This is a genomic window from Acidovorax sp. SRI_002 (assembly GCF_057586455.1).
Map to the genome: position 1 here is coordinate 1,003,660 of NZ_JBYCZW010000001.1, position 14,020 is coordinate 1,017,679.

A 14,020-nucleotide genomic window follows, 5' to 3' on the forward strand; every position below is an offset into this window, starting at 1 on the left:
AATGAAGCTGGCGCCGCAGTTGCAGGGCAAGCGCGGCAAAAGTGTTAGCCAAAGAGCCGAGTGATATCGTTGAACAGGGCAATGGACATCATGAGAAGCAAGACCGCAACGCCTCCACGCTGCAGGCGCTCCATCCACGCGTCTGACACCCCCCTGCCCGTGACACCCTCCCAAAGATAATACATCAGGTGCCCTCCGTCCAAGACGGGCAGCGGCAGGAGGTTGAGCACGCCCAGGCTCACGCTGATCAGGGCGAGGAAAACGAGGTACTGCGTTAGGCCCAGGCTGGCAGAACGCCCGGCATAGTCGGCGATGGTCAAGGGCCCGCTGATGTTCTTGAGAGATGCCTCACCAATCACCATGCGGCCCATCATGCGCAGCGTCAATACCGACACATCCCAGGTCTTGACCACACCGGCCCAAGCGCCTTCCAACACGCCATATTCAACGGTCACGAAATCAGGTGGAGCGCCAACGTAGGCCCCAATGCGGCCTATGGTCGCGCCCAGTTCCGGCTTGGCCTCCGGCAAAACATCCAAGGTCAGCACCTGCCCCGCGCGATCCACGCGCCAAGGCTGGGCCAGTGGCTCGCTGCCACGCACGGACTGCCGGATCAACTCGCGCAGCTGCTGGCCATCCACCACATCGATGGCACCAATCTTGAGCACTACATCCCCTTGGCGCAATCCGGCGTGCGCAGCGGCTCCGTCAGGCATGACCTCGCCCAGCACCGGACGTGTCCATGGCCCCAGAATGCCTATTTTGCGAAACAGCTGGGCGTCTGCTTCGCGGCTGTCGATCTTCGACATGTCCAGCAAAATTTCCCGGTGTGCAGCCCCCGACTGTGGCTGCACATCCAGTCGCACGTTCACCCCCTCCAGGGCACCGCGAGTAAGCAGCCAGCGCAAATCTTCAAACGACCGCACGGGTTCCAGGTCGTCAGAACCCAATGCTGCCTGCGCGACCAGTTCACCGCCACGCAGGCCCGCGCTCTGCGCCACGGAACCAGCCACCGGGCTGGCCAGGACCGCCTTGGGCTCCTCCACCCCGTTCCAGTTGACGATGGAATACAGCAGCACGGCCAGCAGCAGATTCGCAACAGGGCCTGCGGCCACGATGGCAGCGCGAGACCGCAGAGGTTGGGTGTTGAAGGCCAGATGCCGCTCTTCGGGGGGCACAGGCGCTTCCCGCTCGTCCAGCATGCGCACGTATCCACCCAGCGGAAACGCCCCCAGGACAAACTCCGTGGGCGAGCCCTTGGGTTGCCAGCGCAGCAGCGGGTTGCCAAAGCCCACCGAGAAGCGCAGCACCTTCACTCCGCACGCCACGGCCACCCGGTAGTGGCCGTATTCGTGTACGGCAATCAGAAGGCCGAGGGCCACGATGAAGGCAACGATGGTGAGGAGCATGTGCGGGTCCGTGTTGCGGTGGAAACTCAGGCCGCCAGGCGGTCTGCAGCTTGCTCAGCGGCATTGCGTGCTTGGCTATCCAGGTCCAGCAACGCTTCGAGCGAATTGGGCTTGGAGGGGGAAACCGCCTCCAAAGTTGCAAGATTCACGGCATGAATATGGTCAAAACGAAGCCGCCCCGACAAGAACGCTCCCACAGCCACCTCATTGGCAGCATTCAATACGGCCGTCGTCCCCTCGGCGGCTTTCAGCGCTTGCCAGGACAGGTGCAAACCCGGGAAGCGGTGGGCATCAGCATCTTCAAACGCCAGCGCGGACAGGGTCGAAAAGTCCAGTTTGCTCGCACCACTCGCAATGCGCTCCGGCCAGGCCAGGCCGCAGGCAATGGGCACGCGCATGTCGGGCGTTCCCAATTGAGCCAGGATCGATGCATCCTTGAACTGAACCATGGAATGGATGATCTGCTGCGGATGGATCACCACCTTGATCTGGTCCGGGTGCAGATCGAACAGCCAGCGGGCCTCGATCACTTCGAGCGCCTTGTTCATCATCGTGGCCGAATCCACCGAAATCTTGCGCCCCATCGAGAAATTGGGATGCGCGCAGGCCTGGGCAGGTGTGATCTCAGCCAGCGTGGACGGGTCTCGTTGCCGAAACGGCCCCCCGGAAGCCGTGAGCAAAATGCTGTCCACCCGTTGCGCCCAAGTGGCAGGATCTTCTGGCAGGCACTGAAAGATGGCGGAGTGTTCGCTATCGATGGGCAACAGCGTCGCCCGCCCCTCGCGCACCGTCTGCATGAACAAACCGCCGCCAACCACCAGCGCTTCCTTGTTGGCCAGCAGCAACCTCTTACCCGCGCGCGCAGCCGCCAGACACGGTGCGAGACCCGCAGCGCCCACAATGGCCGCCATCACCGCATCTACTTCATCGTGTGATGCTATCAATTCAAGAGCATCTTGCGCTTGAAGGACCTGCGTTGGAAGGCTATTGGCCACTAATTTTTCAGCCAGAAGCGCCGCATGGGGCGCGCTCGCCATCACCGCGAAGCGAGGACGGAACTGTGCACACTGCGCCAGCATGAGATCCACCTGGGTGGCAGCGCTGAGCGCAAACACCTCGAAGCGATCGGGATGGCGGGCCACCACATCCAGCGTGCTGGTGCCAATGGAGCCGGTGGAACCGAGGACGGTGATTTGTTGTTTCTTCATGGAGTCGTCAGGCTCGTGAGCATCATGGCCAGGGGGAGCGTGGGCAGCAGAGCATCCACGCGGTCGAGCACACCACCGTGTCCTGGCAACAGGCCACTGCTGTCCTTGACACCGGCGCTGCGCTTGATGAGGGACTCCACGAGATCTCCCGACACACTCATGGCCACCATGAACAGCGCGGCAAGCACCAGCATCCACCAGCCTTGTAGCGCCATTCGGCTGTAAAAACTGGGCACAGCCGCCTGCCAGTGCGCATCGGCCACGACCCAGACGAAGGCCATGACCATCACGCCCGCCAAACCGCCCCACACGCCCTCCCAACTTTTGCCAGGACTGATCGAAGGGGCCAGCTTGCCTTTTGTGAAGCGCAGGCCAAAAGCACGGCCGGCGAAATAAGCAAAGATGTCTGCGACCCACACCAGGAGCAGCACCGACAACAGGAAATTGATACCCACATTGCGCGCCTGCACAACGGCGAGCCAAGCGAGCCACAGCGCCAATACCCCTGCCACCAGGCGCACTCCACCCGGAATGCGGGGCCAACCAGGCACCCCTGCCTTGAGCAGCCAGGCAGCCGCCAAGACCCACAGCCCCCCGCCCACCACCCACAGGGCGGTCAACGAACGATCGACCCAGCCCAGGGCCCACGAACCCGCACACAGTGCGACACATGCAGCGCCCACGGTCAGAGAGCCGGCCTGGCCAAAACCGCTCAGACGCCCCCACTCCCAGGCACCCGCCGCCATGAGCACCAACACGACCACGGTGAAGGGCACCGTAGATGGGTAAAAAAGCGCCGGCAGCAAAATGGCCAGCAGGACAATGGCTGTGATAACGCGCTGCTTGAGCATGGGGCCTTTCAGAACCTGTTCAGGTTCTTAGCCCGGCATCGGCTGGGGATGCGCGGACAGGATTTGTTCGGAGGTTTTGCCAAAACGGCGCTCGCGGCCACCGAAGGCAGCAATCGCCTCGTCCAGCGCCGACTCATCGAAATCCGGCCACAACCGGTCGCTGAAGAAAAACTCGGAGTATGCGGCCTGCCACAGCAAAAAGTTGCTGATCCGCATTTCCCCGCCGGTGCGAATCACTAGGTCCGGATCGGGCACATGGGCCATGCCCATCGCACCCTGCAGGCTGGCCTCGGTGATAGGCTCACCGCGTGCCGCCAGCGACGCTGCGGCCTGGGCAATGTCCCAGCGGCCACCGTAGTTGAAACACACGTTGAGCACCAGGCGGGTATTTTCAGCCGTAGCGGCTTCTGCCTGCGCCAGGCCATCGCGGACCTTCTGCGAAAGACCCGCACGCTCACCCACGAAATACAGGCGCACGCCATCCTTCTTGAGTTGCGGCACTTCGCGCGCCAGCGCCATCGCCAACAGTTCCATGAGGCCAGAGACCTCGTCGGCGGGGCGGTTCCAGTTTTCGGAGGAGAACGCAAACACCGTGAGTACAGCCACACCGCGCTGCACGCAGGCGCGTGCACAGCGGCGCAGTGAATCCACGCCTTGCTTGTGGCCCGCCAGGCGCGGCAAAAAACGGCGCGTGGCCCAGCGGCCGTTGCCATCCATGACGATGGCAATGTGGTGTGGCACCAACGAAGAGTCAGCCATGTGAATGTTCAAGCCCTGGGGCCTAGAGCGTGTGATGCACTTTTAAGTGCCCGCGAAAGTCGGGGAAAGGCCCGGCAACTAGGCGCAGGACGCGCCGCGGTATGAATACCGCAAGCGGCTTGCAACGACGTAGCCGGGCCTTTCCCCGACTTTCCCAAAGGGTTGGCCCCACACGCAGGCACTCGCGGTGCTGCAGCGCTTGCCAAGGCCGGGGCCTTACCTGCGCACTGCGCCTTGCGATCACCTGCGTGTGGGGCCAACGCGGGTACGTAAAAGCGCATAACACGCTCTAGACCGCCATGATTTCCTGCTCTTTGGCGGCCACCAGCGCATCGATCTCGGCGATATGCTTATCGGTGAACTTCTGCACGTCGGTTTCGGCGCGCTTCTGGTCGTCCTCGGAGGCCAGCTTGTCCTTGACGAGCTTCTTGACGGACTCGTTTGCATCGCGGCGCAGGTTGCGCACGGCAATCTTGGCGCTCTCGCCCTCGTTGCGGGCGAGCTTGGTCATTTCCTTGCGGCGCTCTTCGCTCATGGGGGGCATGGGCACGCGGATCAGGTCGCCCATGGAGGCAGGGTTCAGGCCCAGGTCGCTTTCGCGGATGGCCTTCTCGATCTTGGCGCCCATGCCCTTTTCCCAGGGCTGCACGCTGATGGTGCGCGAATCGATCAGCGCCACGTTGGCCACCTGGCTCAGGGGCACCAAGGAGCCGTAATACTCGACCTGAACGGTATCGAGCAACGCCGGGTTGGCACGGCCGGTGCGGATCTTCTGCAGGTTGTTCTTGAAAGCCGAGATGGACTGGTCCATCTTGGTTTCTGCATTTTTCTTGATGTCGGCAATCGTCATGTTTTCTCCTGGGCGCCCGCCTGCATCGTGGGCAGGCCTCGGCCATTGTCGTCAAGCGTAAACCAGCGTACCTTCGTCTTCACCCATCACCACACGCTTCAGGGCGCCGTGCTTGATGATGGAGAACACCCGCACGGGCAGCTTCTGGTCGCGGCACAAGGCAAACGCGGTCGCATCCATGATGCCCAGATTGCGGGACATGGCCTCGTCAAAGCTGAGCTTCGTATAACGCGTGGCCGTGGGGTCCTTCTGAGGGTCGGCAGTATAAACGCCGTCCACCTTGGTGGCCTTGAGCACCAGTTCAGCACCGATTTCGGCACCGCGCAACGCTGCGGCGGTGTCGGTGGTGAAGAAAGGATTGCCCGTGCCGGCCGCAAACACGACGACCTTGCCCTCTTCAAGATACTGCAGCGCTTTGGGGCGCACATAGGGCTCAACCACCTGCTCGATGGCAATGGCGGACATCACGCGGGCCACCAGGCCCTGCTTGTCCATGGCATCGGCCAGGGCCAGCGCATTCATCACGGTGGCCAGCATGCCCATGTAGTCAGCGGTGGCGCGGTCCATACCGACCGAACCGCCCGCGACGCCACGGAAAATATTGCCCCCACCGATCACCACCGCCACCTGCACACCCAGGCGGGTCACTTCGGCGATCTCCTCGACCATGCGCACGATGGTGGCGCGGTTGATACCGAAGGCGTCATCCCCCATCAGCGCCTCACCAGACAGCTTGAGCAAAATGCGCTTGTGGGCTGGTGCAGCGTTGGACATGGGAAATTTCTCCGGTAAGTGGTACGAGGCTTTGGTGGGGTGGTTACAGGGAACGATCAGGCAGCAGCCTTGGCAGCAGCCACCTGGGCAGCCACTTCGGCTGCAAAGTCGTCCACCTTCTTCTCAATGCCTTCGCCCACCACGTACAGCGTGAAGCCCTTCACGTTGGTGTTGGCAGCCTTGAGCATCTGGGCCACGGTTTGCTTGCCGTCGGCAGCCTTCACGAAGACCTGGTCGGCCAGCGAGACTTCCTTGAGGTACTTCTGCACCGCGCCGTCGATGCGCTTGGCCGTGATTTCAGCGCTTTGTGCAGGCTTGCCAGCAGCCACGAGTTCCTTGTTGGCTTCGTCGGCCTTGCCTTCGGCGACCGAGCGCTCCTTGGCGATCAGATCTGCAGGCACGTCGGCGCTGGTCAGGGCCACGGGCTTCATGGCGGCCACGTGCATGGCAACGTCCTTGGCTGCTGCAGCGTCGCCTTCGAACTCCACCACCACGCCGATGCGCGAACCGTGCAGGTAGGCTGCCAGGTTGGAGCCGCTGAAGCGCTTGAAGCGGCGGAAGGACATGTTCTCGCCGATCTTGCCGATCAGGCCCTTGCGCACGTCTTCCAGCGTGGGGCCGAAGCTGTCTTGGCTATAGGGCAGCGCGCCCAAGGCTTCGACGGTGGCGGGGTTGTGTTCAGCCACCAGTTTGGCAGCAGCGTTGGCCATGGCGATGAAGCTGTCGTTCTTGGAGACGAAGTCGGTTTCGCTGTTGACTTCCACCAAGGCACCGGTGGTGCCGTCGATGTAGCTGGCGACCACGCCTTCAGCCGTGATACGCGATGCAGCCTTGCCAGCCTTGGTGCCCAGCTTGACGCGCAGCAGCTCTTCCGCCTTGGCCATGTCGCCGTCGGCTTCCGTCAGCGCCTTCTTGCATTCCATCATCGGAGCGTCGGTCTTGCCACGCAGTTCAGCAACCATGCTTGCGGTAATTGCAGCCATCTTTGTTCCTTCAGTGTTCAGTTCAGTCAGTTCAGATTCGGGCTAAAAAAAAGGGGGCTCACCAGGGGCCCCGCTTTTGTTCGCGACGGATCGCGCAGCCGGGCTATCAGGCAGCGGCTTCTTGCACTTCCACGAATTCGTCGGTGCTCTCTGCAGTAGCAGCCTTCACGACTTCATTCACGGCGTTGGCACGGCCTTCGATGATCGCGTCAGCGATGCCACGGGCGTACAGCGTCACAGCCTTGGCCGAGTCGTCGTTGCCAGGGATCACGTAGTCGATGCCTTCAGGCGAGTGGTTGGTATCGACCACACCGATCAGCGGGATGCCCAGCTTCTTGGCTTCGGCCACGGCGATCTTGTGGAAGCCCACGTCGATGATGAAGATGGCATCGGGCAGAGCAGCCATGTCCTGAATGCCGCCGATATCCTTTTCGAGCTTCTCGATTTCGCGGGAGAACGTCAGTTGCTCCTTCTTGCTCAGGCTGTCGAGGCCAGCTTCTTGCTGGGCCTTCATGTCCTTGAGGCGCTTGATCGAGGTCTTCACGGTCTTGAAGTTCGTCAGCATGCCGCCCAGCCAGCGCTGATCCACGAAAGGCACGCCAGCGCGTTGCGCTTCGGTGGCCAGGATTTCACGGGCTTGGCGCTTCGTGCCGACCATCAGGATCGTGCCGCGGTTGGCAGCCAGTTGCTTGGCGAACTTTTGGGCTTCCTGGAACAGTGGCAGCGACTTTTCCAGGTTGATGATGTGAATCTTGTTGCGATGGCCGAAGATGTAGGGGGCCATCTTGGGGTTCCAGAAGCGGGTTTGGTGACCGAAGTGGACACCGGCTTCCAGCATTTCGCGCATGGTAACGGACATAAAAATACTCCAAAGGTTAGGTCTAAAATCAGCCCCAATATTTGCAGTGCCGTGATCGTCACGAACACCGCAACACCTTGACAGGGCTGCTTTGCGATTGGTCTTGCCGCAGCGGCCACGCTGGTTGTGCAAACCTTGCACCACTGCGCTACTGCTCCCAGCAAAACCCAAAGATTCTAGCACACCCATGCTCCCTGACCTGATCGCCACCCGTGAGCAACTGCGGGACGGCGCCACTTCCGCGCCCGCCGAGCTGGAACGCTGCATCGACGCTGCCCAGGCCACCTCCAACGCCCACAGCTTTGTGCGAACCCTGTTCGACGAGGCTCGCACCACAGCGGTGCAGCCGGGCGTGGCCCAGTTGCCTCTGGCCGGGCTGTCGGTGTCGGTGAAGGACCTGTTTGACGTGGCCGGCCAACCCACCCCGGCAGGCTCCACCGCGCTGGCGGGGGCTCCCGCAGCAGCTCAAGACTGCCCGGCCGTGGCCCGGCTGCGCGCAGCGGGTGCCAGCCTGATTGGCCGCACCAACATGGTGGAGTTCGCTTTCTCGGGCGTGGGCGTCAACCCCCACTACGGCACGCCTGCTGCCTGGGACGCCCGTTTTGGCGCCGTGCCCGGCGCACCCCGGGTGCCCGGCGGGTCTTCGTCCGGCGCCGGGGTGTCGGTCGCCACTGGCGCCGCGTTCATTGGACTGGGATCGGACACCGGCGGCTCCATCCGCATTCCTGCGGCGCTCAACGGCATCGTGGGCTTCAAGAACACCGCCCGGCTGGTGCCTACCGCTGGCGCCGTGCCGCTGTCCACCACCCTGGACACTGCCTGCGCCATGACGCGCACAGTGCGCGACGCCATCGTGGCGCACGAGGTGCTGGCCGCCCGGCGCGTGACGCGCAGCCTGGCGCCGCTGTCGCAGTACCGGCTGGCGGTGCCGTCCACCCTCTTCCTCGACGGGCTGGATGCCACCGTGGCGCGCGCCTTTGAGCGCAGCGTGGAAGCCTTGCGCCAGGCCGGCGCCCAGATCGACACCGTCGACCTGCCCGCCGTGCTGGAGCAGCCCGCCTATGGTTTTGCCGCCCCCGAAGCCTACGCCTGGCACCGCGAGCTGCTGCAGCGCGCAGGCGACGGCTACGACCCCCGGGTGCGCATGCGCATTGAAAAAGGCGCCACGCTGATGGCCTGGGAATACATCGACCTGGTGCAGGCGCGCCAGCAATGGATTGCACGCATGCTCGCCGATATGGAGCCCTACGACGCCCTGCTGTCGCCCACCGTGCCCATCGTGGCACCGCTGGTGGCCGATGTCGCCCCCGCCAATGGCGTGGACAAAGCCCAGGACGCAGCCCGCGACGCCGAGTTCTTCCGCGTCAACAACTTGCTGCTGCGCAACACCAGCGTGGTCAATCTGCTGGATGGCTGTGCGCTGTCGCTGCCTTGCCATGTGCCAGGGGAACTCCCGGTCGGGCTGATGGTCTGGCACGGAGCGCTCAGGGACGACACGGTGCTCAACGTGAGCCTGCAGATCGAACAAATACTACAAAAATAATAGCTGCTCGCGCTTTACCAACAAGCGCCAGAAGCCAAAAACACCCATATTCATGAAGATTGCTATCGTGGGCGCCGGCATCATCGGCGTCACCACCGCATACGAGCTGGCCAGCGACGGCCACGAAGTCACGGTGTTCGAACAACGCAGCGCAGCCGCCGAGGAAGCCAGCTTTGCCACTGCAGGACTGCTCGCCCCCTACCTGCTGAGCCCCTGGGCAGTGCCGGGCTTTGGCCAGCCGCTGCGACTGATGGGGGCACAGGCCACCCTGCGGATGGCAGGCGGCCTGACCCTCGCCAACTGGGCCTGGTTGCGCCGCTGGCGCAGCATGGCCCGCAGCCACAGCGCCCCGGCTACAGCCGTCGAGCGCTTGGCGCAGTACAGCCAGACGCGCCTGCAATCCATCGCCAGCCAGCACGAGCTGGATTTCGAAGCCAGCGATGGCCGCCTGGTGCTGCTGCGCACTGAGGAAGACCGCACGCGCCTGCAGCCCGCACTGCAGGTGCTGCGCGACAGCGACGTGACCTTGCGCGAGATCGACGCCGATGTGGCGCGCCAGATCGAGCCCGGCCTGTCGCCCGAGGCGCCGCTGGCAGGCGCCATCCACTTGCCCGACGCGCGCGCGGGCAACTGCCGCCTGTTTGCCCAGCTGCTGCGCCAGGGTATTCAGGGCGGTGGCGTGCAGTTTGTGTTCAACACCCGCGTGGACCGACTGGGCAGCAGCCCCACCGGCGTGGTGCTGCAAGGCGAAGCGGACCTGCGTCGATTTGATGCCGTGGTGCTGTGCGCGGGCATGGCATCAGCCACGCTGCTGCCCGCGCTGGGCCTGGGCCTGCCCATGGCGGCCGTGTATGGCTACTCCGTCAGTGCCCCGCTGCGCGAATCCACCCACGCCCCGCGCGCCAGCGTGGTGGATGCGGGTCAGCAGATATCCATCACCCGCCTGGGCCAGCGTGTGCGCATTGCCGGTGGCGCTGAACTGGCCGGGGCCGATGCCGAGCACCACACCCCCACACTGCAGCGCCTGTACCGCACGTTGAACGACTGGTTCCCCGGTGGCGTGCAGCTGTCATCCAACCTGCAGATCTGGCGCGGCGCCCGCACCATGCTGCCCGACGGAGCACCGGTGGTGGGCGCCAGCGGCGTGCCGGGCTTGTGGATCAACACCGGCCACGGCGCAAGTGGCTGGGCTCTGGCCTGCGGCAGCGCCCGGGCGCTGGCCGACTTGATCGCGCAGCGCGAGCCCGAGGTGTCGCTGGACGGGCTGGGCATGCGTCGATTCTGAACCTTCCTGCGCTTTGCCCCCACGGGGTGTCGGCGCACAATGGCAGGCGCGCTGCCACTGGCAGCAGCCCTTGCCCCCTGCAGCCCATGCACCGCATCACCGCCCACCAGCCTTATCCCCTGTTCAACACAGCCGCCACCCGCCGCCTGGAAAAAGCGGCGGCGGTCGCCCTGCCCCCGCACACCCTCATGCAACGCGCCGGCCTCGCCGTGGCGCAATTGGCCCAGGCGCTGGCCCCCCACGCACGCACCGTGTGGATTGCCTGCGGGCCCGGGAACAACGGGGGTGACGGGTTGGAGGCTGCCATGCACCTGCAGCGCTGTGGCCGCAGAGTGATCGTGACCTGGCTGGGCCAGCCCGATACGGCCCCGGCCGATGCCAGGGCCTCGTGGCAGCGGGCGCTGGATGCGGGCGTGGTCTGGGCAGACACCGCACCCGGCGATCTGGGGGCCAACGACCTGTGCGTTGATGCGCTGCTGGGCATTGGCGTCTCTTCTTCACCCCACAGCCCCGCACGCCCGCCCGACACAAGGCTCCAGGCCTGTCTGCAAGCCCTGCACCGCAGCCCGGCCCCCGTGCTGGCCGTGGACCTGCCCAGCGGGCTGGACGCAGACACCGGCCAGTTTGCTGCAGGCCTTGCGCCCGACACCCCAACCCACCAGCACTACCACCTGCACCAGCAAGCGCCCCCGCCACGCCACACACTGAGTCTGCTCACTCTCAAGCCCGGCCTGTTCACCGCCGCCGGGCGGGACGCAGCAGGCCAGGTCTGGCTGGATGATCTGGGCGTAGAACCCGGGCACGAGCCGCCCAACGCCTGGCTTTCCGGCCCCGCCCTGCCCGCCCCCCGCGCCCATGCCAGCCACAAGGGCAGCTATGGCGACGTGGCCGTGTTGGGCGGCGAAGGACTGGCAGCGCGGGGCATGGGCATGGCGGGCGCCGCACTGCTGGCCGCTTCGGCCGCTCTGCACAGCGGCGCGGGCCGGGTGCTGGTGGCCCTGCTAGACAACGGCCAGCAGCAACTCGACCCACAGCAGCCCGAGTTGATGTTCCGCCGCTTTGACGCACTGGCACTGGAACAGCTCACCGTGGTCTGCGGCTGTGGCGGCGGGCAGGCCATCGCACGCGTTCTGCCCGAGGTCATCACCCGCGCAGCCCGGCTGGTTCTGGACGCCGATGCGCTCAACACCATCGCCACCCAGGCCGCTTTGCACGCGCTGGTGGTGGCGCGCGGCCAGCACGGGCAACCCACGGTGCTCACGCCGCACCCGCTGGAGGCTGCGCGCCTGCTGGGCCTGACCACCGCCGAAGTCCAAGCCAACCGGCTTGGGGCCGCGCAGCAGCTGGCAGACCAGTTCAACTGCGTGGCGGTGCTCAAGGGCTCGGGCACCGTGGTTGCCGCACCCGACCGCGTCCCGGCCATCAACCCCACGGGCAATGCGCGCCTGGCCACGGCGGGTACGGGCGATGTGCTGGCAGGCATGGTGGGCGCTCACCTGGCCGCTGGCGCGAGCGCCTTGCGCGCTGCGAGTGAAGCGGTGTACCAGCATGGCCAGGCGGCTGATGATTGGCCAGCGCGCCAGGCGCTGACGGCCAGTGTGCTGGCGCGGCGCGTGGGCGGAAGCTGAGCCTCAAGCCAGCAAGGTCACCGTCTTGAGCGGCTTGAGCACGCTCGACGGTGTCATGCCAAAGGTCTGCCGGAACATGCGGCTGAAGTGGGCCGAATCAGAAAACTCGCCATGTAGCGCCGCGTCGGTCAGGCGCGGGCTGAGCGCCAGCCCCGCCATCGCCAGCCGCACCTGGGACCAGACGCGGTAGCTGCGCAAGCTCACGCCCATCTCGGCGCGAAACAGGTGGTTGAAACGCGATGCCGAAAGCTGGACGCCCGAGGCCAGGTCACCCCGTGCCACCCGCCCCGCCTGCGGATGGCGCAGCACATGCAGGCTGCGCGCCACGCGTGGGTCCAGCGGCGCCACCTCGTTATCGAGCGGGCAACGCAGCAAGGCGGGCAGGTCGAAGTGATTTAGATAGCCCTCCATGGCACTGCGCGCCCCCACGGAAACTGCGACATCCAGCACCACACCACCCTCTTGCTGGAACAGACCGCGCAACCCCCGTGCTTCGCGCGAATCGGGCTCCAGGTACACCAGGGCAACCGTCTCGCCGCAAGGGTCGAACAGGTGCTCCACGCCTGCGTCCACCAGCGCGCTGTGGCAGGTCTCCACACGCCCTGCCCCCCAGTGCACCGCGAACCGACCCGAGAGCCCCATCAGAAGCACCGGCGACGCATGGCAGTGCCAGCCCGTGGCCGGGATCTCTCCGACGTAGAGCGCCCGGTCAGTGCCCAGGGTCAGTGTGTTGCGTGCTGGCATAGCCCAAACCTACAAGTTTTTTTACCGCGTTCTCCGTAGCCTTGCCTCTCCCGCCAGGGGCCGAGCGTGTGTTGACGCTTGAAGCAGCAGCTCCAGGCATGCACGCAGCCATATCCTTGGAGAACGCTTCTTGAAACGCATCGTTATTTCTGTCGCAACGGCTCTGGTACTGGGCACGGTCGGCCTCTACTACGGGGCACCTTCGCTGTTCAAAGAGCCTCTGCTCAGCGCCAATCGCCATCTGTCCGGCCTGGAAGAAAAAACCGCCGATGCGGCCATGCACACCATCCACTACCTGGACAACGGCACGCCCCCAAACCCCGCGCCGGGCCACGGCAGTGGCACGCCCATCGTTCTGCTGCACGGCATTTTTGCGGAGAAAGACCATTGGGTGGATTTTGCGCGACCGCTCACCGGCCAGTACCGGGTGATTGCCCCAGATATCCCGGGTTTTGGCGAGAGCACACGGCGGGCAGACCAGCCCTACGACTACGCCGCCCACGTCACGCGGCTGGCCGCGTTTCTGGACGCGCTCGGCCTTGCGAAAGTGCATCTGGCGGGCAACTCAATGGGCGGCACCATCGCCGCGCTCTTTGCTTTGCAGCATCCCGAGCGCGTGGCCAGCGTGGCGTTCATCGGCGCACCCCACGGCATTCGCTCGCCCCAGCCCAGCACCATGGACCGCCTCATCGACACCGGACAACGCCCGCTGGTAGCCCACGATGCCGCAGCCTTCGGCGCCATGATGGATCTGGTGTTTGAAAAGCGCCCCTTTTTGCCCTACCCCATCCTGCATGCGTCTGAACAAGAAGCGCTGCGCAACGCCACCTCCAACACGCGCCTGTGGGACGCGCAGCTCAAAGACCGCTACCTGCTGGAGCAACGACTGAGCACGTTGCAGCAACACCCCATCCTCGCCCTGTGGGGCGAGAGCGACCGCGTGTTCGACCACTCTGGACTGCAGACTTTGCAGAAGCTGTTGCCCTACGCCCATGCCGAAGCACTGCCCGGCATTGGCCACCTGCCCATGATGGAGGCGCCCAAAGAGACGGCGCAGCGGTACGCCCGCTTCTTGGGCGTTGTGGCCACGACCCCGCGCGAGACCACACCGAAAATCCAATAAAAAT

At 64.8% G+C, this 14,020-nt stretch carries 13 protein-coding genes; 4 read left to right on the plus strand and 9 right to left on the minus strand.

The window, feature by feature from the left end:
- Positions 1-44: 44 nt before the first annotated feature.
- The 8 genes from rseP to rpsB all read right to left on the minus strand — a co-directional run bounded on the left by rseP (position 45) and on the right by rpsB (position 7,693).
- Positions 45-1,409 carry an RIP metalloprotease RseP gene (gene rseP, locus AC2YJX_RS04510; RefSeq protein WP_487255370.1) on the minus strand — a complete coding sequence of 455 codons (1,365 nt, stop codon included), beginning with the start codon at positions 1,407-1,409 and terminating at the stop codon, positions 45-47.
- 26 nt (positions 1,410-1,435) lie between these two features.
- A complete protein-coding gene (gene ispC, locus AC2YJX_RS04515) occupies positions 1,436-2,617 on the minus strand; it encodes a 1-deoxy-D-xylulose-5-phosphate reductoisomerase (RefSeq protein ID WP_487255371.1) in 1,182 nt (393 codons plus the stop codon).
- A complete protein-coding gene (locus AC2YJX_RS04520) occupies positions 2,614-3,468 on the minus strand; it encodes a phosphatidate cytidylyltransferase (RefSeq protein WP_426304526.1) in 855 nt (284 codons plus the stop codon). The genes ispC and AC2YJX_RS04520 overlap by 4 nt, the downstream gene beginning before the upstream one ends.
- Before the next feature lie 27 nt (positions 3,469-3,495).
- The gene (gene uppS, locus AC2YJX_RS04525) at positions 3,496-4,227 is read right to left on the minus strand and encodes a polyprenyl diphosphate synthase (RefSeq protein WP_121420552.1); all 732 of its coding nucleotides are present in this window, start codon (positions 4,225-4,227) and stop codon (positions 3,496-3,498) included.
- Between the two features lie 289 nt (positions 4,228-4,516).
- Positions 4,517-5,077, minus strand: coding sequence for a ribosome recycling factor (frr, locus tag AC2YJX_RS04530; protein ID WP_055398246.1), 561 nt, complete (start codon positions 5,075-5,077; stop codon positions 4,517-4,519).
- Between the two features lie 51 nt (positions 5,078-5,128).
- Positions 5,129-5,851 (minus strand): UMP kinase, encoded by a 723-nt coding sequence (gene pyrH, locus AC2YJX_RS04535; RefSeq protein WP_010457839.1) that lies wholly within the window; start codon positions 5,849-5,851, stop codon positions 5,129-5,131.
- Positions 5,852-5,907: 56 nt separating this feature from the next.
- A complete protein-coding gene (gene tsf, locus AC2YJX_RS04540) occupies positions 5,908-6,834 on the minus strand; it encodes a translation elongation factor Ts (protein WP_121505962.1) in 927 nt (308 codons plus the stop codon).
- Between the two features lie 106 nt (positions 6,835-6,940).
- Positions 6,941-7,693 (minus strand): 30S ribosomal protein S2, encoded by a 753-nt coding sequence (gene rpsB / locus AC2YJX_RS04545; RefSeq protein WP_055398248.1) that lies wholly within the window; start codon positions 7,691-7,693, stop codon positions 6,941-6,943.
- Positions 7,694-7,880: 187 nt separating this feature from the next.
- Here rpsB and AC2YJX_RS04550 point away from each other — a divergent pair, with 187 nt between their 5' ends.
- The 3 genes from AC2YJX_RS04550 (at position 7,881) to AC2YJX_RS04560 (ending at position 12,149) form a co-directional block, all read left to right on the plus strand.
- Positions 7,881-9,236, plus strand: a complete 1,356-nt coding sequence (locus tag AC2YJX_RS04550) for an amidase (protein ID WP_487255372.1) — start codon at positions 7,881-7,883, stop codon at positions 9,234-9,236.
- Positions 9,237-9,288: 52 nt separating this feature from the next.
- Positions 9,289-10,521, plus strand: a complete 1,233-nt coding sequence (locus AC2YJX_RS04555; protein WP_487255373.1) for an FAD-dependent oxidoreductase — start codon at positions 9,289-9,291, stop codon at positions 10,519-10,521.
- Between the two features lie 86 nt (positions 10,522-10,607).
- Complete coding sequence (locus tag AC2YJX_RS04560) at positions 10,608-12,149, plus strand: NAD(P)H-hydrate dehydratase (RefSeq protein ID WP_487255374.1); 1,542 nt, start codon at positions 10,608-10,610, stop codon at positions 12,147-12,149.
- Positions 12,150-12,152: 3 nt separating this feature from the next.
- On the opposite strand, the gene AC2YJX_RS04565 is transcribed toward AC2YJX_RS04560, so the two are convergent.
- Positions 12,153-12,893 carry a helix-turn-helix transcriptional regulator gene (locus AC2YJX_RS04565; protein ID WP_436131251.1) on the minus strand — a complete coding sequence of 247 codons (741 nt, stop codon included), beginning with the start codon at positions 12,891-12,893 and terminating at the stop codon, positions 12,153-12,155.
- A 130-nt stretch (positions 12,894-13,023) separates the two neighbouring features.
- Between AC2YJX_RS04565 and AC2YJX_RS04570 the strand changes: the two genes are divergently transcribed.
- Positions 13,024-14,016 (plus strand): alpha/beta fold hydrolase, encoded by a 993-nt coding sequence (locus AC2YJX_RS04570; RefSeq protein WP_487255375.1) that lies wholly within the window; start codon positions 13,024-13,026, stop codon positions 14,014-14,016.
- Positions 14,017-14,020 lie beyond the last annotated feature (4 nt).

Bases quoted from the DNA above. Each gene is read 5' to 3' on its own strand.
- AC2YJX_RS04565 (WP_436131251.1), bottom strand. From the start codon at position 12,893: ATGCCAGCACGCAACACACTGACCCTGGGCACTGACCGGGCGCTCTAC.
- AC2YJX_RS04550 (WP_487255372.1), top strand. From the start codon at position 7,881: ATGCTCCCTGACCTGATCGCCACCCGTGAGCAACTGCGGGACGGCGCC.
- AC2YJX_RS04555 (WP_487255373.1), top strand. From the start codon at position 9,289: ATGAAGATTGCTATCGTGGGCGCCGGCATCATCGGCGTCACCACCGCA.
- ispC (WP_487255371.1), bottom strand. From the start codon at position 2,617: ATGAAGAAACAACAAATCACCGTCCTCGGTTCCACCGGCTCCATTGGC.
- uppS (WP_121420552.1), bottom strand. From the start codon at position 4,227: ATGGCTGACTCTTCGTTGGTGCCACACCACATTGCCATCGTCATGGAT.
- tsf (WP_121505962.1), bottom strand. From the start codon at position 6,834: ATGGCTGCAATTACCGCAAGCATGGTTGCTGAACTGCGTGGCAAGACC.
- AC2YJX_RS04520 (WP_426304526.1), bottom strand. From the start codon at position 3,468: ATGCTCAAGCAGCGCGTTATCACAGCCATTGTCCTGCTGGCCATTTTG.
- rseP (WP_487255370.1), bottom strand. From the start codon at position 1,409: ATGCTCCTCACCATCGTTGCCTTCATCGTGGCCCTCGGCCTTCTGATT.
- AC2YJX_RS04560 (WP_487255374.1), top strand. From the start codon at position 10,608: ATGCACCGCATCACCGCCCACCAGCCTTATCCCCTGTTCAACACAGCC.
- rpsB (WP_055398248.1), bottom strand. From the start codon at position 7,693: ATGTCCGTTACCATGCGCGAAATGCTGGAAGCCGGTGTCCACTTCGGT.
- pyrH (WP_010457839.1), bottom strand. From the start codon at position 5,851: ATGTCCAACGCTGCACCAGCCCACAAGCGCATTTTGCTCAAGCTGTCT.
- frr (WP_055398246.1), bottom strand. From the start codon at position 5,077: ATGACGATTGCCGACATCAAGAAAAATGCAGAAACCAAGATGGACCAG.